Source organism: Brevibacterium pityocampae (genome assembly GCF_039541555.1).
Classification (GTDB): Bacteria; Actinomycetota; Actinomycetes; order Actinomycetales; family Brevibacteriaceae; genus Brevibacterium; species Brevibacterium pityocampae.
In genome coordinates this window covers 355,055-378,436 of sequence record NZ_BAABGL010000004.1, presented here as the reverse complement: position 1 = coordinate 378,436, position 23,382 = coordinate 355,055, and the positions used below count along the sequence as shown (strand labels likewise).

The 23,382-nt window shown below is 70.1% G+C and carries 20 protein-coding genes and 1 pseudogene; 13 read left to right on the top strand and 8 right to left on the bottom strand.

Annotated features, from left to right (window positions below; genetic code table 11):
• Positions 1-127: 127 nt before the first annotated feature.
• On the bottom strand, positions 128-1,483 hold the full coding sequence (locus tag ABD883_RS05840; RefSeq protein ID WP_345030636.1) for a DNA methyltransferase: 1,356 nt from the start codon (positions 1,481-1,483) through the stop codon (positions 128-130).
• 119 nt (positions 1,484-1,602) lie between these two features.
• Between ABD883_RS05840 and lhgO the strand changes: the two genes are divergently transcribed.
• From lhgO to ABD883_RS05825, 3 genes are all read left to right on the top strand, one after another.
• The gene (gene lhgO, locus ABD883_RS05835) at positions 1,603-2,844 is read left to right on the top strand and encodes an L-2-hydroxyglutarate oxidase (RefSeq protein ID WP_247618394.1); all 1,242 of its coding nucleotides are present in this window, start codon (positions 1,603-1,605) and stop codon (positions 2,842-2,844) included.
• Between the two features lie 110 nt (positions 2,845-2,954).
• Positions 2,955-4,427, top strand: a complete 1,473-nt coding sequence (locus ABD883_RS05830) for a purine-cytosine permease family protein (protein WP_345030689.1) — start codon at positions 2,955-2,957, stop codon at positions 4,425-4,427.
• Positions 4,424-5,104: a cysteine hydrolase family protein gene (locus ABD883_RS05825; protein ID WP_345030633.1), complete on the top strand. Its 681-nt coding sequence runs from the start codon at positions 4,424-4,426 to the stop codon at positions 5,102-5,104. Before ABD883_RS05830 ends, ABD883_RS05825 begins: the two co-directional genes overlap by 4 nt.
• Positions 5,105-5,326: 222 nt before the next feature.
• Here the strand turns inward: ABD883_RS05825 and ABD883_RS05820 are convergent, their stop codons facing one another.
• From ABD883_RS05820 to ABD883_RS13765, 4 genes and pseudogenes are all read right to left on the bottom strand, one after another.
• Positions 5,327-5,914 (bottom strand): hypothetical protein, encoded by a 588-nt coding sequence (locus ABD883_RS05820; RefSeq protein ID WP_345030627.1) that lies wholly within the window; start codon positions 5,912-5,914, stop codon positions 5,327-5,329.
• A gap of 187 nt (positions 5,915-6,101) precedes the next feature.
• Positions 6,102-6,401, bottom strand: a complete 300-nt coding sequence (locus tag ABD883_RS05815) for a hypothetical protein (RefSeq protein WP_137318353.1) — start codon at positions 6,399-6,401, stop codon at positions 6,102-6,104.
• Entirely contained in the window at positions 6,398-6,940 is a 543-nt protein-coding gene (locus ABD883_RS05810) for a hypothetical protein (protein WP_254668873.1), read from the bottom strand. Before ABD883_RS05810 ends, ABD883_RS05815 begins: the two co-directional genes overlap by 4 nt.
• A gap of 145 nt (positions 6,941-7,085) precedes the next feature.
• Positions 7,086-7,343 (bottom strand): annotated as a pseudogene (locus ABD883_RS13765) (SDR family NAD(P)-dependent oxidoreductase); the annotation flags it as partial.
• Here ABD883_RS13765 and ABD883_RS05805 point away from each other — a divergent pair.
• The gene (locus ABD883_RS05805) at positions 7,330-7,464 is read left to right on the top strand and encodes a hypothetical protein (RefSeq protein ID WP_302630564.1); all 135 of its coding nucleotides are present in this window, start codon (positions 7,330-7,332) and stop codon (positions 7,462-7,464) included. The pseudogene ABD883_RS13765 and the gene ABD883_RS05805 overlap by 14 nt on opposite strands.
• A gap of 143 nt (positions 7,465-7,607) precedes the next feature.
• Here the strand turns inward: ABD883_RS05805 and ABD883_RS05800 are convergent, their stop codons facing one another.
• Positions 7,608-9,149 (bottom strand): XRE family transcriptional regulator, encoded by a 1,542-nt coding sequence (locus ABD883_RS05800; RefSeq protein ID WP_137318350.1) that lies wholly within the window; start codon positions 9,147-9,149, stop codon positions 7,608-7,610.
• A gap of 239 nt (positions 9,150-9,388) precedes the next feature.
• Between ABD883_RS05800 and aceA the strand changes: the two genes are divergently transcribed.
• The 3 genes from aceA (at position 9,389) to ABD883_RS05785 (ending at position 13,129) form a co-directional block, all read left to right on the top strand.
• Positions 9,389-10,669 carry an isocitrate lyase gene (gene aceA / locus ABD883_RS05795; protein ID WP_137318349.1) on the top strand — a complete coding sequence of 427 codons (1,281 nt, stop codon included), beginning with the start codon at positions 9,389-9,391 and terminating at the stop codon, positions 10,667-10,669.
• A 140-nt stretch (positions 10,670-10,809) separates the two neighbouring features.
• On the top strand, positions 10,810-12,453 hold the full coding sequence (aceB, locus tag ABD883_RS05790; RefSeq protein ID WP_425548419.1) for a malate synthase A: 1,644 nt from the start codon (positions 10,810-10,812) through the stop codon (positions 12,451-12,453).
• 286 nt (positions 12,454-12,739) lie between these two features.
• A complete protein-coding gene (locus ABD883_RS05785; protein WP_345030620.1) occupies positions 12,740-13,129 on the top strand; it encodes a universal stress protein in 390 nt (129 codons plus the stop codon).
• Positions 13,130-13,323: 194 nt separating this feature from the next.
• Here ABD883_RS05785 and ABD883_RS05780 read toward each other — a convergent pair whose 3' ends face one another.
• Together ABD883_RS05780 and ABD883_RS05775 are read right to left on the bottom strand one after the other, a co-directional pair.
• A complete protein-coding gene (locus ABD883_RS05780) occupies positions 13,324-14,175 on the bottom strand; it encodes a potassium channel family protein (RefSeq protein WP_345030618.1) in 852 nt (283 codons plus the stop codon).
• Between the two features lie 122 nt (positions 14,176-14,297).
• Positions 14,298-17,318, bottom strand: coding sequence for an FAD-binding and (Fe-S)-binding domain-containing protein (locus ABD883_RS05775; RefSeq protein ID WP_247618400.1), 3,021 nt, complete (start codon positions 17,316-17,318; stop codon positions 14,298-14,300).
• A 480-nt stretch (positions 17,319-17,798) separates the two neighbouring features.
• Here ABD883_RS05775 and ABD883_RS05770 point away from each other — a divergent pair, with 480 nt between their 5' ends.
• The 6 genes from ABD883_RS05770 to ABD883_RS05745 all read left to right on the top strand — a co-directional run bounded on the left by ABD883_RS05770 (position 17,799) and on the right by ABD883_RS05745 (position 23,201).
• On the top strand, positions 17,799-18,125 hold the full coding sequence (locus tag ABD883_RS05770) for a hypothetical protein (RefSeq protein WP_137318344.1): 327 nt from the start codon (positions 17,799-17,801) through the stop codon (positions 18,123-18,125).
• Positions 18,126-18,147: 22 nt separating this feature from the next.
• Positions 18,148-19,182, top strand: a complete 1,035-nt coding sequence (locus ABD883_RS05765) for an inositol monophosphatase family protein (protein WP_247618401.1) — start codon at positions 18,148-18,150, stop codon at positions 19,180-19,182.
• 278 nt (positions 19,183-19,460) lie between these two features.
• The gene (locus ABD883_RS05760; RefSeq protein ID WP_247618402.1) at positions 19,461-20,423 is read left to right on the top strand and encodes a siderophore ABC transporter substrate-binding protein; all 963 of its coding nucleotides are present in this window, start codon (positions 19,461-19,463) and stop codon (positions 20,421-20,423) included.
• A 90-nt stretch (positions 20,424-20,513) separates the two neighbouring features.
• Positions 20,514-21,440: an ABC transporter permease gene (locus ABD883_RS05755; protein WP_247618403.1), complete on the top strand. Its 927-nt coding sequence runs from the start codon at positions 20,514-20,516 to the stop codon at positions 21,438-21,440.
• Entirely contained in the window at positions 21,430-22,449 is a 1,020-nt protein-coding gene (locus ABD883_RS05750) for an iron chelate uptake ABC transporter family permease subunit (protein ID WP_247618404.1), read from the top strand. Before ABD883_RS05755 ends, ABD883_RS05750 begins: the two co-directional genes overlap by 11 nt.
• Positions 22,446-23,201, top strand: coding sequence for an iron ABC transporter ATP-binding protein (locus tag ABD883_RS05745; RefSeq protein ID WP_295689203.1), 756 nt, complete (start codon positions 22,446-22,448; stop codon positions 23,199-23,201). Before ABD883_RS05750 ends, ABD883_RS05745 begins: the two co-directional genes overlap by 4 nt.
• Positions 23,202-23,382 lie beyond the last annotated feature (181 nt).

Genomic DNA, 23,382 nt, shown 5'->3' with positions numbered 1-23,382 from the left:
TGCGGCGGAGGTGATCGGCGGCGGGCGGAGGTGCAGTCGGGCGGTCCGACCGCGCGGTATCCGGAACCGAGCGCGCAATTGCGCGGCTGGAATCGGATACCGCGCAGTAGGACGGCGCGGCAGCGCCTCAGTCGGGCGGATCGGGCAGGCGGATGTCGAGGAAGTCGACGTCGAGGTCCGGGGATTGCTCGCGCAGTGCCGCCCCCGCCCGGCGCAGACGCTCGCGCATGAGGGCGCTGATCGTGGTGAGCGGCTCGGCGGGCTTCCCGCCCGGGCCCGCGGCGTCCCCTGCCCCAGCGGCGGGCTCCCTGCCCGGGCCCGTGCCTGCCGCGGCACCGGCGACGGACCGTGCCCCGGCGGCCCCCGCCTCGGCGCCGGTGCGGGCCCCGGCCACGGGCCGCAGCGCCTCGGGCTGCTGCACGAGGACGAATCGACGCGAACCGCCGTCGGCGGCGTTGAGCTCGAGCACCGCCTGTCCGGTGGTGCCGGAGCCGGCGAAGAAGTCGAGGACGATCGCCTCGCGGTCGAACATCGTCTGCGAGCGCACGAGCGTGCGGATGAGCTCGAGCGGCTTCGGATAGCCGAACAGCCCGCCGAGCCCGAGCGCCTCGAGATCGGCCCGCCCGCCCTCGTTGAGCGCCTTGATGATCGAGTACATCTTCGAGCTCGCGCGGTCAGCCGGGGTCAGCCGGAGCACCGCGTGCTTGCGCACACCCTGCTCGTCCGGCTCGCCCCATGCGCGCAGCCGCAGGGTCCCGGCGGCCAGCCCGGCGTCGACCTCGGCCTTCTTCGCCTCCCCGCGGACGGCGGCGATGTCCTCGTACATGAGCCGGCGCTCTGCACCGCGGGTGTACTTGCCGAAGCTCACCCGCAGCCAGTCGTCGTCCACGAGGTACCGCGTGCCGTCGATCGTCTCGTACCGGGCCGGCGGGCGCTTCTCGGTGAGGAACGGACCCACTGCCCGGGCGTCCTTCGCCCAGACGAGGACGAAATCGTGGCCGCGCACGAACGACCGCGCGTTCCCGCCGCCCTTGGCCCGCTGCTGGATGAAGGAGCCCAGGTAGTTCTCCTCGCCGAACACCTCGTGCCCGAGGAGCTGGAGGTGCGCGTTCTCCCGGTCGTCGATGGAGACGAACACGACACCGTCCGCGCGCAGGAGCGCGCGGGTGAGCAGCAGGCGGGGGAGCATCAGCGACAGCCAGCCGCGGTGCCCGGCCGCCCCGAAGGTGTCGCGGTAGGGCAGGGCGTTGCCGGTGTTGTACGGCGGGTCGATGCAGACGACCTTGACCTGTGCGGCGTGGGAGCGGCGGAGAATTCGAAGGGCGGCGAGGTTCTCGCCCTCGATCGCGAGGTGACGGTCGAGCGGGAGGAGCGGTCCGTCGGGGAGGAGCGGTCCGGTGCCGTCGGGGCCGGAGGGATCCTCGGCGGCGAGGGCGGCAGCGGCGGCCTTGCCGGGCCAGTCGAGGGTCAACGGCGACTCCATGCGGGCCCCTCTCCTGTCGACGGCGCCCACCGGGCCGGGCGGGCGTCTCGGATCCCGGCCCGCGCCTCGGACGCGGCCGAGCCCTGTCGGCGGGTGGGCGGTTCTGCCAAGATAGCACCATGACAATCTCACGCATCGCCGTCGTCGGCGGAGGCATCATCGGCACCGCCGTCGCCCGCGAGCTCGCCCTCCGCGAACCCGAGGCCACCGTCACCGTCTTCGAGAAGGAATCCCACCTCGCCGCCCACCAGACCGGCCACAACTCCGGCGTCGTGCACGCCGGCCTCTACTACGAGCCGGGCAGCCTCAAGGCGCAGCTGTGCCGGCGGGGTGTGGAGATGCTCGTCCAGTACGCCGCCGTCAACGGCATCCCCTACGACGAGTGCGGCAAGCTCGTCGTCGCCCACACCACGCTCGAGGTCGACCGGCTCGAGAAGATCCACGAGCGGGCGCGCGCCAACGGCGTGCCGCACGTCGCACTCCTCGACCGGCACGAGATGCGCGAGATCGAGCCCAACGTCCGCGGCGTCCTCGCCCTCCACTCCCCGCACACCGCGATCATCGACTTCGTCGCCCTGACCGAGGCGTTCGGCAACGACGTGCTCGCCGCCGGCGGACGCATCGAGTACAACTCCGAGGTCGCCCGGCTCGACACCATGGGCAACGAAGTGCGGGTCGCGCTCGCGATGCCCGGGGTCGAGTCGAAGATGACCCAGGACGCCGGCTCCTTCGACCTCGTCGTCACCTGCGCCGGCCTGCAGGCGGACCGCCTGGCACGCGCCTCGGGCCTCGAGGCGGAGCCGCGGATCGTGCCGTTCTCCGGCGACTACTTCCTCATCGAGCAGCCCGCCGCGGACGTGGTCAAGGGCCTGATCTACCCGGTCCCGGATCCGGCGTACCCGTTCCTCGGCGTCCACCTCACCCGCCGGATCGACGGCGCGCTCATGCTCGGCCCCAACGCCTTCCTGTCGATGGGGCGGGAGAAGTACACGCGCGGGTACTCGAAGGGCGGGTTCGACCTCGGCGACATCGGCTCCACCCTGGGGTACAAGGGGTTCTGGAAGTTCGCCAAGGACAACGTCAAGGCCGCCGCCCGCGAGGCCCGCACCGCGGTGTCGCCCAAGGCGTTCATCGCCGAGGCGCAGCGCTTCGTCCCCGACCTCGACCCGCTGACCGTCAAGCCCGGTCCGCGCGGCGTGCGGGCGCAGGCGATGAACGCCGACGGCTCGCTCGTCGACGACTTCGTCATCACCACCCGCGGCCGACTCACCCAGGTGCGCAACGCGCCGTCCCCGGGGGCGACGAGCTCGATGGCGATCGCCGAGCACATCGTCGACAAGGCGCTCGGCTCGCTGCGGTGAGGTGAGCCCGGATGCGCTTAATTGCGTATCTGTGATAAAGGCGTGATGATGGGCCTCGACCCTGCAGCCCAGTGACGGGAACCGCCGTGGAACGAACCCCGCTCGTCGAGATGACCGGCATCGAGATCGTCGACGACGCCCAGCGCACCGCGAAGCCCTCCGACCTGTTCTGGCCGTGGTTCGCCGCGAACGTCTCCGTGTTCGGCATGAGCTACGGCTCGTGGGTGCTCGGCTTCGGGATCTCATTCCTCCAGGCGACCGTCGTCACGGTGATCGGCGTCGTCGTCTCGTTCTTCCTGTGCGGGCTCATCGCGATCGCCGGCAAGCGCGGCAGCGCCCCGACGATGGTGCTCTCCCGCGCGGCCTTCGGCGTGCACGGGCAGAAGGTGCCGGGCATCGTGTCCTGGCTGACCTCGATCGGCTGGGAGACCTTCCTCGCGATCACCGCCGTCCTCGCCACCGCCACGGTGTTCGAGGCGCTCGGCTGGGCGAGCGGCACCGGGGTGCGGGTGATCGCCGCGCTCGTCGTCGCCGGCGTCATCGTCACCGCCTCGGTGCTCGGCTACCACATGATCATGCGGCTCCAGTCGATCCTCACCTGGCTCACCGGGGCGATCACCGTCCTCTACGTCGTCCTCGTCATCCCGCACATCGACTTCGCCGCCGTGATGGCGCTCCCGCACGGCAGCCCGCAGCAGATGATCGGGGCGCTCGTCATGGTGATGACCGGGTTCGGCCTCGGCTGGATCAACATCGCCGCCGACTGGTCGCGCTACCAGAGGCGCTCCGCCTCGGACTCCTCGATCGTCGTGTGGAACACGATCGGCGGCTCGGCCGCGCCGGTCATCCTCGTCACCGTCGGCCTGCTGCTCGCCGGCTCCGACCCCGCCCTCATGGACGCCGTCGCCGTCGACCCGGTGGGCGCGCTCGCCACCCTGCTGCCGGTGTGGGCGCTCATCCCGTTCTGGATCACCGCGCTGCTCGCGCTCGTGTCCGGCGCGGTGCTCGGCATCTACTCCTCCGGCCTCACCCTGCTCAGCCTGGGGATCCGGATCCCGCGCCCGGTCGCGGCCGGCATCGACGGGCTCATCCTCACGATCGGCACGATCTGGGTGGTGTTCTTCGCACAGGACTTCCTGGGGCCGTTCCAGAGCTTCCTCATCACGCTCGGCGTGCCGCTCGCTGCATGGGCCGGCATCCTCATCGCCGACATCCTCACCCGCCGCGCCGACTACCACGAGCCCTCGCTGTTCGACGCCCGTGGCGTCTACGGGGCGTTCGACTGGACGAGCCTGGTGACGATGGCCGTGGCCTCCGTGCTCGGCTGGGGCCTCGTCATCAACCAGTTCGCCGCCGAGGCGGCCTGGAACAACTGGCAGGGGTACCTGCTCGGCCCGCTCGGCGGGAAGGACGGCACCTGGGCGTACGCGAACCTCGGGGTGCTCCTCGCCCTCGTGCTGTCGTTCCTCGTCACCCTGCTGCTGCGCCGCCGGACGATCCGCCGGCAGGAGGCAGCGGCAGCCGAGCTCGCCGTCGCGGGGCTCGACAACGCGCCCGGACCGCTCGACGGGGGCCGGGGATGACGGCGGAACCGGTGGGTGCCTCGGGAGCGGTGGGTGCCGCGGAGCCGGCGGGCTCCTCGGATCCGGCGGCTGCCGGGGTCGAGGGGCGGGCCGAGGGGCAGCCTGCGTTCCGGGCCGGCCGCACCCGGGTGCCCCACCTCGTCGTCATCGACCCGCAGGCGATCTTCGCCGAACCGGGCTCGGACTGGTCATCGCCGGATTTCGCTAAGGCGTTCGCGCGGATCCGGGAGATCGCGCCGCTGTTCGAGGGCCGGGTGAGCGTGACCCGCTGGCTGCCGACCGCGGACCGGTCGACGGCCTGGGGCGACTACTTCCGGCAGTGGCCGTTCGCCGATGTCAGTGCCGCGGACCCGCTGTACGCCCTCGTCGACGGGGCCGCGGAGCTGTCCGCGCGGCCGCCGGTCGACGCGCCGACCTTCGGCAAATGGGGCGCGGAGCTCGCGGCACGGGCGGGAGCGGATGCGCACCTCGTGCTCACCGGGGTGTCGACGGACTGCTGCGTGATCTCCACCGCGCTCGCCGCCGCCGACGCCGGTATGCAGGTGAGCATCGTCACCGATGCGTGCGCGGCTTCGAGCGCGGAGAACGGCCGGGCGGCGCTCCATGTCATGGGCCTCTACGCCCCGCAGATCGAGCTCGTGAGCGCGGCCGACGTGCGGGAGATGCTCGCAGGCTGAGCCGGCGTGCGCCGAGCCGCAGGGTGCCTCGGACCGGGTGGGTTCCCGGGTGCGCGGCACCTCGGGCACGGCCTGCCCGCGCTGCCTGCGCACGCGACGGTGGGGCGAACGGGGGAGTGCGGGGCCGTTGATGGCCCTGCTCCCACTCGTTCGCCCCACAGTTCACGGTGCTCCGGAGTTGCGGTGCCGCGGAGCTGCGGCTCGGTTCAGAAGCGGCTCGGATCAGAAGTGGACGCCGGGGAACTCGAGCTTGTACTCGACGTTCCCGCCGGAGATCGAGGTGACCTTGACGAGCGGGAAGTACTTGTCCCCGTTCGGCATCTCCATGTCGCAGGTGGTGGAGGCGCCGACGGCGTAGGCGTTGAGGTCGCGGCAGGTGACGTCGATGCCGGTGACGCCGGACTCCTCCTCCGCCGCCTCCTTGACCGATACCGCGAGCTCGTTGCCCGGGATCGTGACGTCGGAGCCGCTGCTGCCGGAGTCGGAGGTGTACTCGTCCTCGGACGACCTGCCGCTGCCCGAACCGGTGCCGCTGCCCGAACCGGTGCTGGTGTCCTCGGTAGGGTCCTGGTCGGGGATGTCGCGCTCCTCGGTGTCCGAGCCCTCGCGGCTGCCGCCGCCGTTCGTGTCCTCGGCGCCGGTCGCCTCGTCGCCGTTGCGGTTGCGCTCGGTGGTCTCCTCTGTCTGCTCCTCGCCGTTGCCTTCGCTGCCGGGGCCGACGGAGAACTCGAAGCTGCAGGCGGACAGGGTGAGGGCAGTGGCGAGCCCGGCGACGACCGTCGCGGACTTGGTGATGAGTGCTCGTCGCATGGTGTCTCTCCTGGGGATCGCGGTTCCCGCTCCTGCGGCGAACCTCTTGATCCCAACCTATGAACGGTGCGTGTGGCACCTGTTGCGACGGCAGTGGCCTTCCGGCCATTCGTGTTCCGGCCTCGACACATCGTGCGCGGGTGGGGGCTGGGCGGCGGCTCGGGACCGCGGGTCCGCAGCCCGCCGGTCACAGCCACCGAGGTGCGCTGATCTCGCCGTAGGCTGACAGGTGTTCGCGCACGCCGCCGGAGCACTGCTGCACGTGCAGCGTGAGGAGCTCGGCGAGCGAGACCGCATAATGCCGAGCGCAGTAGGTGGAGGCGTGCGGCCCGGAGGCATCCTCGTCATGGTCCGGGACGACGATCGTGTGGGTCGGGGTGTCGGTGCAGACCGACTCGTTCCAGTCGCAGCCGCGCGGCCGCTGCCCCTCGGCCGGGAGGTCGATGTCGATGTCGCCGTGGTCGAGCGTGATCTTCGTGCTCATCATGCGTCGCTGTCCTCACTGTCGTCGGTCGTCTCCTCGGCAAGGAGTTCGAGCACCATCTCCTCGGCGCGAGCGATGCCACGCCGGATCTGATCGGGGCCGAGTGCTGCGTCCGGGTCGAGCCACGGGCCCCACCGGCGGGCGAAGCGATCCCGCTGCTTGTCGCGTTCGGCTTTCGCTCGGCGGGGTTCGACATGGATGTGCACCGTGGCGCCGTCATCGTCGGTCTCGACGGTGACGAGATGGTGCTCCCGGGAGACGAGCAGACCGGTTCTCGTGTTGGGATCCTCGATGACCCACCACGGGGAATCCTCGTCCTCCGCTGCTCGAGTGAAGTGTTCGAGCTGCTCGGTGTCGAGAGCATGATCGACCCGGGCATCGCGGAGGATCCCTCCCTCCGAATGCAGGACGAGGGTGGGCTGCAGAGGGGCGAGGCCGTCTTCGCCGTCGACCCATGACCGGATGCTCTCCGTCGACTGGTCGTTCGCCAGCCAGGGCTTGATGGGGAAGTCGACGGATCGATCCGTCGAATCGATCCTCACCCGCCGCAGGATGAAGGCCTTTTCTTGTGGAAGATCGACCGGGAGAAGAGCGGACTTCACCACCGGTGCTGCGACGTGGATCCCCTGCAGAGCTGAGGTTGATGTCGAGGACCTCCTGCCACACCCGCTCGAACTCCTCGTCCTCCTGGGCGACGGAGTTCCGCCGCGACACCCCGGCGTTGTTGACGAGCAGGTCGATCCCGCCGAACTGCTCGACCGCGGTGTCGACGAGCGTGCTGAGGTCCTCCGGGCGACTCACATCGCAGGGGACGGCGAGCGCCCGGGCGCTCGGGGCGAGCTCCTCGATCTCGTCGATCACCTCGGCGAGAGGGTCGAGCTCGCGATCGGCGAGGACGACGTGGGCTCCCTCGAGTGCGAACAGTGCGGCGGTGGCGCGACCCATCCCGCTCGCCGCTCCGGTGACGATCGCGGTGGCACCGGCGATCGAACGGGAGGCGAACTCGAGGAGCGGGAGCGCGGAGGTCGTCGCGGCGTCCGCGGCGGACGATGCCGGGGCGGGGTGAGGATCGGTGGGCACGGGGACTCCTTCGTCCGGGGCGGCAGGCCACTTCAGCCTAGCGTGCACCGAGATCACCGGACCGAGCTCTCCGGGCCGATAGCACTGCGACCGCCCCGAGCGCCGGGCCGGCCACGTCGAGATGGATCCCTACCCTGAGTGCCGTTCGAGGAACTGGTACACCTCGGTCGTGTCGACGCCGGGGAACACGCCGGGCGGCACCGCGGCGAGCAGCGAGGCGTGGGTGCGGGCGGCCGGCCAGGAGGTCTCGGCCCACTTGTCCTCGAGCTGCTCCGGCGCCCGCCGGCAGCACGTGGGGTCCGGGCAGCGCGACTCGGAGCGCTTGGCCGTCTCCCGGCCATCGAACCACTTGACGTGCGCGAACGGCACGCCGACGCTCACCGAGAAGTCGCCGGCGCCGGGCAGCACGCGGGCCGTGCACCAGAACGTGCCGGAGGGGGTGTCGGTGTACTGGAAGTAGGGGCTGAACCGGTCGGATACCCGGTAGACCGTGCGCGAGGTGAAGCGCTTGCACGCGTACTGGCCCTCGATCGCGCCGAGCGGATCGGTGGGGAACGGCAGGCCGTCGTTCGAGTACGCTTTGTGCACGGTGCCGGAGATGTGGACCTTCATGAAGTGCACGGGCAGCCCGAAATGCTCGGTCGCGAGATTGGTGAACCGGTGGGCGGCGGTCTCGTAGCTCACTCCGAAGAAATCGCGCAGCTCCTCGATGGAGATCCGGCGGTCCTTCTTCGCCTCCGCCAGGAACGGCACCGCGGCCTTCTCCGGCAGGAGCAGCGCGGCGGCCAGATAGTTCGCCTCGACGCGCTGGGACAGGAACTCGCCGTAGTCCGAGGGCGGCGTGTGCCCGAGCAGGTGCGCCGCCAGCGCGGTGAGCAAGTGCGAGCGGGGGTCGTGGCCGGAGGCGTCCTCGTTCGACAGGTAGAGGCGCCGGTTGCGGGTGTCGGAGACCGAGCGGGTGGACTTCGGCAGATCGGATACGTAGTGGAGCGAGAACCCCAGCCGCTCGGCGATCCGCGCGGCCTGCCGCTGGCTCAGCGGGCCGTCCTCGTAACCGATCGCTTCGAGCACCTCGGCGGCCTGCGCCTCGAGCTCGGCGAAGTGGTTGTTGCGCGCACGCATGGTCTCGCGCAGGCGCTTGTTGGCCCGCCTGGCCTCCTCCGGGGTCGCGGCGCGGTTGCGCACGACCTGCCTCAGCTGCCGCTGGAGGCCGACGATCGCCTCGAGCGCGTCCTGCGGCAGCGACTTCACCCGCACCTGCGGGAGATCGAGCGAGGAATAGAGCGGGGAATTCTGTGCGCGCTCCGCCTCGAGCTCGAGCGCCTGCCGGGCGTCGAGCGGGTGCGGGTCGAGCAGCTCCTCGGTCGAGGTGCCGAGCGCCTCGGCGAGGGCGGAGAGTATGGTGAGCGAGGGCTCGCGCTTGCCGTTCTCGATCGAGGAGATCTGGGAGGCCGCCCGGCCCACCGCCTCGCCGAGCTGCCCCAGGGTGAGATCGCACCGCGTGCGGAAGTGGCGCACCTTGCGACCGATGCTCAGCGCATCGGTGACGGGTGCCTCGTCCGCGGTGCGGCGCTCGGTGAGCCGCTCCGAGGTGCGCTGAGCCGGGTGCTCCGAGGCGTGGACGGGGGTGCTCGCGGCGGTGCGAGCAGGGGTGCGGGATCCGGTGGCCATGCCTCCAGTGTCCCATCCTGTGCGATTTCCCGCCACAGAACCCGCTGAATTCTATACAGCGGAAATATCGCCAGATTTCTAACGAGAAACCTCTGTGCACGCCTCGCAGATCCGCCCAGACTGGTGAACACCACCAAAGAACCGGAACGATTCGATCGGACCGGCACGGAGGCGGCTTGACCAGCACCACCGCACGACCCGCACAGCAACGCCAAACCCTTGACTCAGGAGTGATCTTCATGACGCAGAACGATCTGCACAACGCCGCAGCCATCCAGCAGGACTGGGACACCAACCCCCGCTGGGCCGGCATCACCCGCGACTACAGCGCCGAGGACGTCGTCAAGCTGCGCGGCTCGCTCATCGAGGAGCACACGCTCGCCCGCCACGGCGCGGAGACCCTGTGGAACCTCATCCACACCGAGGACTTCGTCAACGCGCTCGGCGCGCTCACCGGCAACCAGGCCGTGCAGCAGGTCAAGGCCGGCCTCAAGGCGATCTACCTCTCCGGCTGGCAGGTCGCCGCCGACGCCAACCTCGCCTCGCAGACCTACCCGGACCAGTCGATCTACCCCGCGAACTCCGTGCCGGCCGTCGTCCGCCGCATCAACAACGCCCTCATGCGCGCCGACCAGATCGAGATGTCCGAGGGCCAGAAGCAGATCGAGAACTGGCTGGCCCCGATCGTGGCCGACGCCGAGGCCGGCTTCGGCGGCGTCCTCAACGTCTACGAGCTCATGCGCGGCATGATCAACGCCGGCGCGGCGGGCGTCCACTTCGAGGACCAGCTCGGCTCCGAGAAGAAGTGCGGCCACCTCGGCGGCAAGGTCCTCGTGCCCACCGCTCAGCACATCCGCACCCTGAGCGCGGCCCGTCTGGCCGCCGACGTCGAGAACGTCCCGACCCTCGTCATCGCCCGTACCGACGCCGAGGCTGCGACCCTCATGACCTCCGACATCGACGAGCGCGATCAGAAGTACGTCACCGGTGAGCGCACCGCCGAGGGCTACTACAAGATCACCAACGGCATCGAGCCCTGCATCGACCGCGGTCTGGCCTTCGCCCCGTACTCCGATCTGCTGTGGATGGAGACCTCCACCCCGGACCTCGAGGTCGCCAAGCGCTTCGCCGAAGCCATCAAGTCGGAGTACCCGGACCAGCTGCTGAGCTACAACTGCTCGCCGTCGTTCAACTGGAAGAAGCACCTCGACGACTCGACGATCGCGAAGTTCCAGCGCGAGCTCGGGGCGATGGGCTACAAGTTCCAGTTCATCACCCTGGCCGGATTCCACGCGCTCAACTACTCGATGTTCGACCTCGCCCACGGCTACGCCCGCGAGCAGATGAAGGCCTACGTCGAGCTGCAGGAGCGCGAGTTCGGTGCCGAGGACCGCGGCTACACCGCGACCAAGCACCAGCGCGAGGCCGGCACCGGGTACTTCGATCTCGTGTCGACCGCGATCAACCCGGAGTCGTCGACCACCGCGCTCGCCGACTCGACCGAGGCCGCCCAGTTCTGAGCGACCGGGGCCTCACCCATAGCGTGCCATCCGGGGCCGAGGGCTTTTCAGGGGTTTAGCCCCCGGCCCCGGTTGGCCACGACACGCGGTGCCCGGTACCTGAGCCGGTACCGGGCACCGCACCCCTTCTTCACCAGGAGATGACACCGATGTCCCGCATGATCATCACCGGCCCCATGACGACCGGTTACGAGCAGATCCTCACCGCCGAGGCCCTCGACTTCGTTGCCGCGCTGCACGAGGAGTTCGTCGGCCGCCGCCGCGAGATCCTCTCCGCGCGCGAGGTGCGCCGGGCGAACATCGACCACGGCCGGTTCCCCACCTTCAAGGCCGAGACCCGCAGCATCCGTGAGGACGCCGACTGGCAGGTCGCCGGCCACCGCGGCGCCCCCGGTCTCGAGGACCGCCGAGTCGAGATCACCGGGCCGGTGTCGGCCCGCATGGCGATCAACGCCCTCAACTCCGCCGCCCGCGTCTGGCTCGCCGACCTCGAAGACGCCACGTCCCCCACCTGGGACAACATCGTGACCGGGATCGGGAACCTCACCCGCGCGGTGCGCGGGGAGCTCGAGTTCACTGCGGCGGACACCGGGAAGCAGTACCGTGTGACCAACCCGACGCCGCCCACCATCGTCGTCCGCCCGCGCGGCTGGCACCTGCCGGAGAAGCACCTGCGTTTCGTCGACGACAACGGCTCGGAGTTCGCCGCCTCGGCCTCCCTCGTCGACTTCGGCCTCTACCTCTTCCACAACGCCGCCGAGCTCATCGCCCGCGGCCGCGGACCGTACTTCTACATCGCGAAGCTCGAGGCCGCCCGCGAGGCGAAGCTGTGGAACGACGTGTTCGTGTTCGCGCAGGATCGGCTCGGCATCCCGCAGGGCACCATCCGTGCGACCGTGCTCATCGAGACGATCACCGCGGCCTTCCAGATGGAGGAGATCCTGTGGGAGATGCGCGAGCACATCGCCGGGCTCAACGCCGGCCGCTGGGACTACATCTTCTCCCTCATCAAGAACTTCCGGAACCACCGCGACTTCCTGCTGCCGGACCGCTCCGAGGTCACCATGACGGTGCCCTTCATGCGGGCCTACACCGAGCTGCTCGTGCAGACCTGCCACAAGCGTGGGGCGCACGCGATCGGCGGGATGAGCGCCTTCATCCCCAACCGCCGCGAGCCGGAGACCACCGCGCACGCCTTCGAGCAGGTGCGGGCCGACAAGCAGCGTGAGGCCGGCGACGGCTTCGACGGCTCGTGGGTCGCCCACCCGGACCTCATCCCGGTGGCGCAGGAGGCCTTCGACGCGGTGCTCGGCGACCGCCCGCACCAGCTGGACCGGCTGCGCGAGGACGTGGCGGTGTCCGCCGAGGACCTCATCGACATGTCCGGGATGGACGGCACCCCGACCGAGGCGGGTGTACGCGCGAACATCCGCGTGGGCCTCGGCTACCTCAACGCCTGGCTCGGCGGCACCGGGGCGGTGGCGCTGAACAACCTCATGGAGGACGCCGCGACCGCGGAGATCTCCCGCGGCCAGATCTGGCAGTGGGTGCAGCACGGCGCGCAGCTCGTGGACGGGCGCACCGTCACCCGCTCGCTCGTCGACCGGTTCCTCGCCGAGGAGCTCGCGACGATCCCGCGGCACCCGGCCGACCACTACTGCGATGCGGTGGAGATCTTCCGCCAGACCGCACTGCGCGAGGAGTTCCCCGACTTCCTCACGACCCCGGCGTACACGCAATACCTCGTCGACCGCCGGGCCCGCGAGCTCTCCTTCGTCGCCTGATCCCACCCACCCCTGAGGGTGCAATTTCTGAAGGTTCCTGAGAACGGAATCGCCGGATATTGCACCCTCAGTCGTGTCCCGGGCCGGTGGAAGGATGGTGGCTGACCTGCGGTGATGCTGCGGTGCGGGTGAGGTGCCGGGGCGGCTGCGCCTCGGTTGCGGGCTTTCTGTGGTCGGCACCGGGCCGGCGGGCGCCTCGGCGGGGGACCCCCCGTGGTCGGCGCCTGGCCGGTGGGTGCCTCCGCGGCGGACTGGCGCGGATCGCGTCGGGTGCCATACTGATGCCATGACGGTTCTCATCGGTTACCTCCCGGCGCTCGAGGGTGAGGCGGCGCTCGAACTCGGATTCACCGAGGCGAAGCTGCGCGGCGCTCGAGCCGTCGTGGTGAACTCGCCGCGCAAGGGCGCGGTCGACAGCGTGACCACGATCCAGCAGCAGGACGCTGCGCGCATCGTCGAGCTCGGCACGGAGGCCGGGGTCGAGGTCGAGGTCATCCAGCCGACCCACGAGGACGACCTCGTCGGCACGCTCAACGATCTCGCCGAGGAGCACAACGCGCAGATCATCGTCATCGGCTTGCGCAAGCGCAGCGCGATCGGGAAGTTCATCCTCGGATCGCAGGCCCAGCGCATCCTCCTCGACGCAGCCGTCCCGGTCCTCACTGCCAAGGCCTGATCGGCCGGGCCTGGTGGAACCAGGCGCGATGCGCGCGACCCGGGGCACTGACTCCGTGAGCCCTGCGGCACCGAACTGCGCGGTATCCGGAAAGAGCCGCGCAATTGCGCGCCGGGAATGAGATACTCCGCAGTTCGCGGATCGGTGCCCCGAACCGACGGCGCCCGTTCGTGTCCATCCGCGTCCGTCCGCGGCTACTCGGTCAGCCGCCGACCGCAGACCGCGCAGGCGCAGACGTGGTCCGCAGGCGCATCCGCATCTGCACCCCGACCTGCATCCGGGCCCGCGCTCATATCCCTGCCCGCTCCGGCACGCGCCTCGACACCGGCACGCGCCTCGGCGACTGCGTCCGCCTCAGCCTCGGCCCGGCGGGTGCGGTCCTGCTCGACCGCGGCCACGAGCCACGCCGCCATGCTCGCCGTCACAGCACCGAGGAGCGCGATCCCGAGGATCATGAGCCCGACGGCCACCGCCCGCCCGGCCGCGGTGACGGGGTACAGGTCGCCGTAACCCACCGTCGTCGAGGTGACCACCGCCCACCAGAGCGCGTCGCCGAAGCTCGTGATCTGCGAATCCGGGGCCTCCTGCTCGACGTCGAGCACCGCGAGACTGCCGAAGAAGATGCAGAAGACAGAGGCGACGACGACGTAGGCACCCGTGCGGCCGATGAGCCGCTGCTGGAACACGCGGTTGAGGATGCGCAGGGTGCCGAGGATCCGGAGCAGCCGGAGTGCGCGGAACATCGGCAGCGCGACAAGGAACACGTCGTACCAGTGCTGGAGGATGTAGCGCAGGCGGTGCTCGGCGAGAGCGATCCTGATCACGAAGTCGACCGCGAACGCGAACCACGTGGTCCACGAGACCGCGACGAGGAAGCTCTCGAGCGTCGGCGACAGAGTCGGATCGATGACCGTCCACGCATAGGCGCCGACGAACGCGAAGGACAGGAGGAGCATCGGGACCTCGGCCCGGCGCTCCCATCGCTCCACGCGTGTCGGCTCGGCGGTCGATTCGGTGTGCGGAGCGCGGGTCGTCGGCTCGGCCATGCGGCACCTCGATTCCTGGGGTCGATCACTGGGGTCTGCACGTGAGGTGCAGCGCGCGAACGGCAGTAGGAGAAGCGTACCGGGGGCTGTGATCGACCTTGCGATGGATCGCGGATCCGCTCTCAGGAACCTTCGGAAATCGAGTTCTCAGGGGAGGGGGCTGGGAGGCGCCAGGCGAGGAGCTCGGCGAGGTGGACGCCCTTCCGGTCGCTGAGGTCGGCGAGCTGCGTGCGGCACGAGTAGCCGTCGGCGAGCACGATCGCCTCCGCCGGTGCCTCCCGGACAGCCGGCAGCAGCGCGAGCTCCCCGACCGCCTCCGAGGTCTCGTAGTGGCCCTCGACCACCCCGAAGTTCCCCGCCAGGCCGCAGCAGCCGCCGAGCACCCGGGTGGTGATCCCGGTCCGGGCGAGCAGCTCCCGGTCCGCGGCGAACCCCATGACCGCCGAGTGGTGGCAGTGCGGCTGCACGACCGCGGTGAGGTCGGACAGGTCGGGCGCCGGGTACCCGATGTCGAGCAGGTATTCCGCGAGCGTGCGGGTGCGGGCGGCCACGCGCGCTGCCGCCGAGGTGCCGAGCAGCTTCCCCGTCTCGTCCCGCAGGGTCGCCGTGCACGACGGCTCGACGCCGATGATCGGCACGTCGCCGGTGGCGTCGAGCGCCTCGACCGCGGACCCCATGACCTGCTTGGCCAGGTCGAGCTGGCCGGTCGAGATCCACGTCAGGCCGCAGCACTCGGTGCTCGGGATGACGCGGACGTCGACGCCGGCATCGAGGAGCACCCGGACCGCGGCGGCGAGCACCCGCGGGGCGAAGAAGTTCGACCAGGTGTCGGCGAACAGGACGACCTCGCGGGTCCGCTGCGTGACCCCGGTCGCCCCGCTGCCGTCCGTCGCCCTGGTGGCGGCTCCGGTGCCGGCGGCGGCCGCCCCGGCGCCCTCCTCTTGCCGGCCACCGGCGACCAGCCGCCCCGCACCGTCCGAGCGCCTGCCGAACCAGCGGGTGAAGGTCGTGCGCGTGAAGGCCGGGATGCGGCGGCGGGCGTCGATCCCCGCGACCTTCTTCGCCAGCCGGCCGAGCACCGGCAGCCGCTCGGTGAGGTTGGCGAGCGGCGCGAGCGGCGCACCCACCCGTGAGAGCCACGGCAGCCAGCCGAGCACGTAGTGGTCCATCGGCCGCAGCCGGCCCTTGTACGCCTGGTGGAGCACCTCGGCCTTGTACGCGGCCATGTCGGTACCGGTCGGGCACTCGGAGTCGCACGCTTTGCAGCTCAGGCACAGGTCGAGCGCCTCGTGCACCTCGGGCGCCCGCCAGTCGGTGTCGACGAGGTCCCCGGACACCATCTCCTGGAGCACCCGGGCGCGGCCGCGCGTCGAATGGAGCTCGTCACGAGTGGCCTGGTAGGACGGGCACATCACCCCGCCCGTCGCCGCGGAGTCCGCCCGGCACTTGCCCACCCCGGTGCAGCGGTGGACCGCGGTGGTGAAGTCGCCCTGGTCGTGGGCGAAGCCGTAGCCGAGCCCGGCCGGGCGCACCGGCAGCAGATCGCCGGGGCGGGCGAGCGCCACCCGGATCCCGGCATCGAGCGGGTCCGGGTCGACCATGATCCCGGGGTTGAGGAGGTTCCGCGGGTCGAACAGGTGCTTGACCGCGGCGAACAGGGCGATCGCGGCGGGGGAGTACATGCGCGGCAGGAGCTCGCCGCGGGCCCGGCCGTCCCCGTGCTCGCCGGACACCGAGCCGCCGTAGCGGGCGACGAGGTCCGCCGCGGCGAACATGAAGTCGCGCATGGCCTGTCGGCCGCCGTCCTCGTCGAGCGGGAAGTCGACCCGCATGTGGAGACAGCCGTCGCCGAAGTGCCCGTAGGGCAGCGCCCACAGCCCGTGCTCCTCGAGGAGCGCCATGAGCTCGCGCAGGTAGTCGCCGAGGCGCTCCGGCGGGACCGCGGAGTCCTCCCACCCGGCATGGGCGTCCCGGCCATCGGGGGTGCGGGAGACGAGGCCGGCACCATCGGCCCGGATCTTCCAGATCGGTTCCGCGTCCCCGAGTCCGAGGATCATCGAGTCACCGGCCGCGGCGGCCGCGACGAGCTCCTCGGCCTGCGCTGCGAGCGCGGCGGCGTCGTCGGAGGCGAGCTCGACGATCATCCAGCCGTCCCCCGCGGGCATGGGCGGCACCGCATCGGGACCCTTCGTGTCGATGAGCCGGTCGACCATCCGCCGGTCCATGCCCTCGCAGGCGGTGACGGGGAAGCGGCGGAGCACCGGCACGTCGTCGGCCGCGCTCGGCATGTCCGGGTAGCCCAGCACCACCGTGGTGACGTGGGCGGGGTCGGCGACGAGGCGCATCTTCGCGGCGAGGATCACGCCCCAGGTGCCCTCGGAGCCGACGAACGCCTTCCGCAGGTCGAAGCCGTGCTCGGGCAGGAGGTTCTCCAGCGCGTACCCCGACACCTGCCGGGAGAAATGGCCGAGCTCGGTCCGGATGGTGCCCAGGTTCTCGCCAACGAGCGCGTGGAGGCGGGGGAAGAGATCCGCATCGGCGGCCCCATCGAGGTCGACGATCGTGCCGTCGAGGAGCATGACCCGCAGTGCGAGCACGTTGTCGACGGTCCGGCCGTAGCCCATGGCCCGCGGTCCGCACGCGTTGTTGCCGATCATCCCACCGATCGTGCAGCGGGTGTGCGTCGAGGGGTCCGGGCCGAACCGCAGGCCGTGGGCGCGGGCCCGGGCCTGCAGCTCGGCGTGGACGACGCCGGGCTCCACCCACGCGGCACGCTCCTCCGGGAGGATCTCGCGGACGGCTGTCATGTGCCGGGAGAAGTCGAGGACGATGCCCGGCCCGATGGCGTTGCCGGCGAGCGTGGTGCCGGCCCCGCGCGAGGTGATCGGCACCTCGAGTACGCGGGCCACGGACAGGGCGGCGGCGACCTCGGCCTCGTCGGCGGGGAACACGACGGCGGTGGGGACGATTCGGAAGAGCGAGCCGTCGGAGGAGTAGGCGGCGCGCTGGGCGGCGTCGGTCGTGAAGTCCCGGAGCCCGGCCGCTGCGAGGGCCCCAGCGACCTGCGCCACACGGTCCGGTGCGGGAGCCGGATAGTCGGGCGCGGGATGAGCGGTGGGGCGAGCGACGGTATCCGAAGTCATGGACCCATTGTGTCCCGCGGGCCGAGCGACCGCCACGGCTGTTCGCGGAGCGGTCGAGATGTGGCGGCGCAGCGGTATCGGTGCGGCCGGCCTACACGGACGGGAGGAATGGGCGGGAGGAACGGGCGGGGGCGTCGGCACGAGTGGGACAGCGCGCCGTGCCGTGCGGGGCCGCGCGACCGCCGACAGCCCGGACCGTGCGCCCAGCCTGCAAGCTCCCTTGTCGGCTCCGTGCGGCGGATGATACTATAGGGTGACAAGACAACTTGACAAAATGAAAACCGGATCAAGTCACGATAGAATAACATCTATCCTGGCGGTGCGGGTTGTTGCCGCCTGGTCTTTGAGTTTGGTTAGAGAATCCTGCTGTAATGCACTCGGTGGCATGCAGTCGGTCTTGACCGTGGCACCTGTGCACGTCTTTCAGTTGTGTGACTCGATGACCACACACCGAATCGAGTGGGTCTGAGGTAGAAGTACATGTCACGTCGCGCACGACAGCTGACTGCAGAGCAGAAGGTGCTCGTCAACGCTGTCCGACGCATCGCCCGGCAGCGGAGCCGGGTGAATGCGAACTATGTCGCCGCCATCCTTCGTGCGCGTGAGGAAGAGGTCACGTATTCCGCGATCGCCGACGCCGCGGGGACCTCCTCGCAGGCAGTGCAGGAGATCGTCCGCCGCCACCGCGAGTCCAACGAGAACCGCTCCGGCAGCTTCGGGGTGGCCGGGGACATCGCCGCCATCAGCTCCCAGTCCGCGCCCTCGGCCTCCGCCCCCGAACAGGGCCCCTCCGGCGCCGTCACCTGACCCCGGCCGCTAGGCTCGAAGGGTGAATACGGAGACGTTCCTCGCCGACCCGCTCCTCGTTGCCGCGCGCGATGCCGCGCTCATCGCGACGAGCCGCATGACGCACTGGCGGCAGCGGCTCGACACCGCCCTCGTCGAGGCGAAGGGTGATCCCAACGACCTCGTCACCGTCACCGACGCGGAGATCGAATCCCTCGTCGCAGGTCATCTGCGCGCCGCCCGCCCGCAGGACACCATGGTGGGCGAGGAGGGCGCTGCCGCCCGCACCCTCGCCGAGGTGCCCGGCGGCGACCGCATCGCCGCCCGCCTCCTCGCCGGGCCGGGTGCGCTCGAGTGCCCATCCGTGGAATCCGGGAACCGTGCCGAATCCGCAGTCGGTTCCGAGCCCGCGTCCGGCGTCCGTGACGCGTCTCCCGGCGAAGCCGCGCCTGCCGTCGTAGCCGACCGGCCGATCGAATGGCACGTCGACCCGATCGACGGCACGGTGAACTACGTCCGCGGGATCGAGCAGCACTGCTTCTCGATCGGCGGACGCGATCCCGAGTCGGGCCGCTGGGTCATCGGCCTCGTCGCCGCTCCCGCCCTGCGCACGGTGTGGTTCGCCCGCGCCGGCGGCGGGGCTTGGAAGGTCCCGGGCCTGCCGGGGCCGGTGGAGGCGCGCGCGACGTCGGCGAATCCGCTCCTCGTGCCCGGCGAGCTCGCGTACACGCGCCTGTCGGGCACCCCGGACGGGCGCCGGGGCCGTGTGCTCGCGACCGGTTTCAGCTACTCGCCGGAGAGGCGGACCCTCCAGCTCGCCGCACTCGGGCGGATCATGGAGGAGTTCGACGACATCCGCCGCGCCGGTTCCGCCGCCGTCGACCTCTGCTACGCCGCGGAGGGTCGGGTCAACGCCTACTGCGAGTACGGCATCAACGTCTACGACTGGGCCGGAGGCGCGGTCGTCGCCGAGGAGGCGGGCCTCACCGTGCAGCGGCCCGACGGCGAGGAGAGGCTCTGCATCGCCGCGGACACCCCGGAGCGCTTCGCCTTTCTCCGCGAACGCTTCTACGCCTGAAGCCCTCCATCCTGACTGGTGAGAGCGCATGCCTGAGCACTCGATCAATTAGGCCACACTTCGCTTGGCATATTGCCGGGGGTAAGGGTAGGCTTACCTCGGTAAGCACAGAGGAATCTTGCGTAATTTTCGATCGCCGCACTCGGCGCGGCGCCCCGGGAACCGTCGAGACGCGGATCGTCGGTGCTGACCATTCGGGCCCGAGGCCGCGATCCCGCCCGGGACGCCCTGCGTGCCCGTCAGCATTCTTCCGTGTACCGACCGATTCAAAGGACATCATGCTCTCCACTCGATACGGCGTGCTCGGCGCCCTCGCCGCCGCTTCCCTCGTCATGGCCGGCTGCGGCTCCCCGCAGACGGCCTCCGCCGGCGGGTCCGAAGGAGGCTCCGCGGGAGCCGAGATCACCGTCACCCACCCGGCGGGCGAGACCACCGTGACCCAGGACCCGCAGAAGGTCGTCGTCCTCGACATGGCCGCGCTCGACGCGATCGACGCCCTCGACGAGGGCGACGCCGTCGCCGGTGTCGCCAAGGGCAAGGTGCCCGAGGACCTCGCCGACTACCAGGACGGCGACATCCCGCAGGTCGGCTCCCTCAAGGAGCCCGACTTCGACGCGATCAGCGAGATCGGCCCCGACCTCATCGTCGCCGGCGGCCGCACCGCCGAGGTTATCCCCGAGCTCGAGAAGATCGCCCCGACCATCCAGGTCATGGCAGACCCGACCGAGGACCCCGTCGAGGAGCTCGACCGCAACCTCAGCATGCTCGGTGAGATCTTCCAGGCCGAGGACGCCGCGACCGAGGAGGTCGAGGAGGTCAAGGCCGACATCGAGGACGCGAAGAGCGCAGCCGGTGATGCCGGCTCCACCCTCGTCCTGTCCTCCGGCGGCGGCAAGATCAGCGCCTTCGGGCCGGGCTCGCGGTTCGGCATCATCCACACGACCTTCGGGTTCACCCCGGCGGACGAGAACATCGAGGAGTCCACCCACGGCCAGACCGTGAGCTTCGAGTTCGTGTCCGAGGCCGACCCGGAGACGATCTTCGTCGTCGACACCGATGCCGCCAAGGGCACCGAGGGTGCGCAGCCGGCCGAGCAGGTCCTCGACAACGACCTGGTGAAGCAGACGAAGGCCGCGCAGAACGACCGGATCATCTACCTCGATCCCATGACCTGGTACATCATCGGTGTCACCGGACCGCAGGCGCTGTCCGACATGGCCGAAGAAGTGCAGTCAGCCTGATCAGTGCGTAGCGCCGAGCCTCTTTTCTGCGAGACGCAGAAGCGAGGGCGGGCACTCTCCACCATCACGCTCATCGGAGCGGTGCTGGGAGTGCTCGCCCTCGCGGCCGTGTCCCTCTTCATCGGTGTCGCGGAGTTCTCCCTCTCCGATCTGCTGAGCGGGCAGGACAAGGCCGCCGAGGTGTTCGCCATCTCGCGCATCCCGCGCACCGTCTCCCTCATCCTCGCCGGCACCGCGCTCGCCGTCGCCGGCCTCATCATGCAGATGATGGCACGCAACAAGTTCGTCGAGCCCTCGACCGCGGGCACCGTCGAGTCCGCCAGCCTCGGACTCCTCCTCATCACCCTCGCGGTCCCGAACGCCTCGATCTTCCTCAAGATGAGCGCCGGGTCCGTGATGGCGCTGCTCGGCACCGGGCTGTTCCTCCTCATCCTCACCCGGCTGCCGCTGCGCAACACCCTCTTCGTCCCCCTCATCGGGCTCATGCTCGGCGGCGTCATCGCCTCGATCTCGACCTTCATCGCCTACGGCTCGAACCTCCTGCAGACCCTCAACGCCTGGACCACCGGCGACTTCTCCGCCGTCCTCAAGGGCCGCTACGAGCTGCTGTGGATCGTCGGCATCCTCACGCTCATCGCCTACATCGCCGCCGACCGCTTCACCGTCGTCGGCCTCGGCCAGGACTTCACCACGAGCCTCGGCATGAGCTACGGGAAGATCATGGCGATCGGGCTGACGATCGTCGCCCTCGTCACCGCGGTCGTCGTCGTCACCGTCGGTGCGATCCCCTTCCTCGGGCTCATCGTGCCGAACCTCGTCACGCTGCTGTTCGGCGACAACGTCCGGCGCGGCGTGCCCTGGGTCGCGGTGCTCGGCGCCGGCCTCGTGCTCCTGTGCGACGTCGTCGGGCGCATCATCATCTTCCCCGCCGAGATCCCGATCGGCCTGACCATGGGCGTCCTCGGCTCGGGCCTGTTCCTGTTCCTGCTCCTCTGGGGGTCGAAGCGTGAGTACTGAACCCGCAGCCCTGGGCGTCATCGAGACCCCCGAGCCCGAGCGGCGCACCCGGCAGTCGATGCCCGCCGGCATGCGCCTGGCCGTCGTCCTCATCGTCGCCGCCGTGCTGTGCTTCGCGTTCGTGTTCTGGGACATCCGCGGCGCCTTCGAGTACATCGTCGAACGGCGCACCACGGCGGTCATCGGCATGGTCATCGTGGGGGCCGCCGTCGGCACCGCCTCGGTCGCCTTCCAGACGGTCACCGGCAACCGGATCCTCACCCCGTCGATCATGGGCTTCGACGCGCTGTTCATGCTCATCCAGACCGCGCTGACCTTTGCCGTCGGCTCGACCGCACTGGCTCTGTGGAACGTCACCGGACGCTTCTTCGCGGAGATGATCGCGATGGTCATCGTCTGCATGCTGCTCTACACCTGGCTGCTCGTCGGCGCCCGGCGGTCCCTGCAGGTCGTGCTCCTCGTCGGAATCGTGCTCTCGACCCTGTTCCGGTCGATCTCCCTCTTCCTCCAGCGCATCATGGACCCCAACGAGTACCAGGTGCTCCAGGACACCTTCTTCGCGAGCTTCAACTCCATCCAGGCCGAGATCGTGCCGGTGGCCGGGATCATCGTCGCCGTGGCGTGCGCCGGTCTGTGGCTGCTGCGCAACCCGCTCGACGTCATGGGCCTGGGTCGCGACACCGCGATCAACCTCGGCGTGCGCCACCAGCGGGTCACCGTCTGGGTGCTGTTCCTCGTCTCCGTGCTCATCGCCGCCTCGACCGCGCTCGTCGGGCCCTCGACGTTCCTCGGCCTCATCGTCGCGCACCTCGCGTACCAGCTCGCCGGGTCGTACCGGCACGCGGTGCTGCTGCCGTTCGTCATCGGCGTCACCGTCATCACGCTCGTCGGCGGCCAGTTCGTCATGGAGCACCTGCTCGGATTCTCCACCGCGCTCAGCGTCATCATCGAGTTCGTCGGCGGCCTGCTGTTCATCGGCCTGCTGCTGCGCAGAAAGGGCACCACATGATCGAACTGTCCGGCGTCACCAAGATCTACGACCACCAGGTGGTCGTCGACGACGTCACGCTGTCGATCCCCGCCGGGGGCGTCACCTCGATCATCGGCGCCAACGGGGCGGGCAAGTCGACCATGCTGTCGATGATCGCGCGCCTGCTGCCCTCGGACGCCGGCTCGATCACCGTGGCCGGGATGGACGTGTCGACCGTCGCCTCCGACCGGCTGGCCCGGCACCTGGCGATCCTCCGCCAGGAGAACCACATGACCATGCGCCTCACGGTGCAGGACCTCGTGGCGTTCGGCCGCTACCCGTACTCGAAGGGCCGGCTCACCCCGGAGGACACCTTCGAGATCGAGCGCCACATCCAGTACTTCGACCTCGGCGGGCTCCGCAACCGGTTCATCGACCAGCTCTCCGGCGGACAGCGGCAGCGTGCCTACGTCGCGATGGTCATGGCGCAGGACACCGAGTTCGTGCTCCTCGACGAGCCGCTCAACAACCTCGACATGAAGCACTCGGCGCACATGATGCGCCTGCTCCGGCGGGCCGCGGACGACCTCGGGAAGACGATCGTCATCGTCATCCACGACATCAACTTCGCCTCGACCTACTCGGACTCGATCATCGCGATGAAGCGCGGCAAGATCGTGGCCGCCGGGAACTCCTGCGACATCATGACGACGGAGTGCCTGGCGAACATCTACGACATGGACATCCGCATCATCGAGGTCGACGGCCGCCGGATCGGCGTGTACTTCTGAGCCTCCTGGGTGCGGGGGACGGTTCGGGGGTCACCGCAGTGCGGATCCGGTGCCGAAACCGCACTGGTTCGGCCGTGGAATGGGAGAACCGCACTGGAGTGCCTGTGGAGCGGAAGGACCGCACTGGAAGTGGCCGTGGAACGGGAGAACCGCACTGGAGTGGCCGTGGAGCGGAAGGACC

Bases quoted from the DNA above. Each gene is read 5' to 3' on its own strand.
- ABD883_RS05780 (WP_345030618.1), bottom strand. From the start codon at position 14,175: ATGGCCGAGCCGACGACCCGCGCTCCGCACACCGAATCGACCGCCGAG.
- lhgO (WP_247618394.1), top strand. From the start codon at position 1,603: ATGACAATCTCACGCATCGCCGTCGTCGGCGGAGGCATCATCGGCACC.
- ABD883_RS05840 (WP_345030636.1), bottom strand. From the start codon at position 1,483: ATGGAGTCGCCGTTGACCCTCGACTGGCCCGGCAAGGCCGCCGCTGCC.
- ABD883_RS05820 (WP_345030627.1), bottom strand. From the start codon at position 5,914: ATGCGACGAGCACTCATCACCAAGTCCGCGACGGTCGTCGCCGGGCTC.
- ABD883_RS05800 (WP_137318350.1), bottom strand. From the start codon at position 9,149: ATGGCCACCGGATCCCGCACCCCTGCTCGCACCGCCGCGAGCACCCCC.
- ABD883_RS05830 (WP_345030689.1), top strand. From the start codon at position 2,955: ATGACCGGCATCGAGATCGTCGACGACGCCCAGCGCACCGCGAAGCCC.
- ABD883_RS05825 (WP_345030633.1), top strand. From the start codon at position 4,424: ATGACGGCGGAACCGGTGGGTGCCTCGGGAGCGGTGGGTGCCGCGGAG.
- aceB (WP_425548419.1), top strand. From the start codon at position 10,810: ATGACACCGATGTCCCGCATGATCATCACCGGCCCCATGACGACCGGT.
- ABD883_RS05760 (WP_247618402.1), top strand. From the start codon at position 19,461: ATGCTCTCCACTCGATACGGCGTGCTCGGCGCCCTCGCCGCCGCTTCC.
- ABD883_RS05770 (WP_137318344.1), top strand. From the start codon at position 17,799: ATGTCACGTCGCGCACGACAGCTGACTGCAGAGCAGAAGGTGCTCGTC.
- aceA (WP_137318349.1), top strand. From the start codon at position 9,389: ATGACGCAGAACGATCTGCACAACGCCGCAGCCATCCAGCAGGACTGG.
- ABD883_RS05815 (WP_137318353.1), bottom strand. From the start codon at position 6,401: ATGATGAGCACGAAGATCACGCTCGACCACGGCGACATCGACATCGAC.
- ABD883_RS05745 (WP_295689203.1), top strand. From the start codon at position 22,446: ATGATCGAACTGTCCGGCGTCACCAAGATCTACGACCACCAGGTGGTC.
- ABD883_RS05775 (WP_247618400.1), bottom strand. From the start codon at position 17,318: ATGACTTCGGATACCGTCGCTCGCCCCACCGCTCATCCCGCGCCCGAC.
- ABD883_RS05785 (WP_345030620.1), top strand. From the start codon at position 12,740: ATGACGGTTCTCATCGGTTACCTCCCGGCGCTCGAGGGTGAGGCGGCG.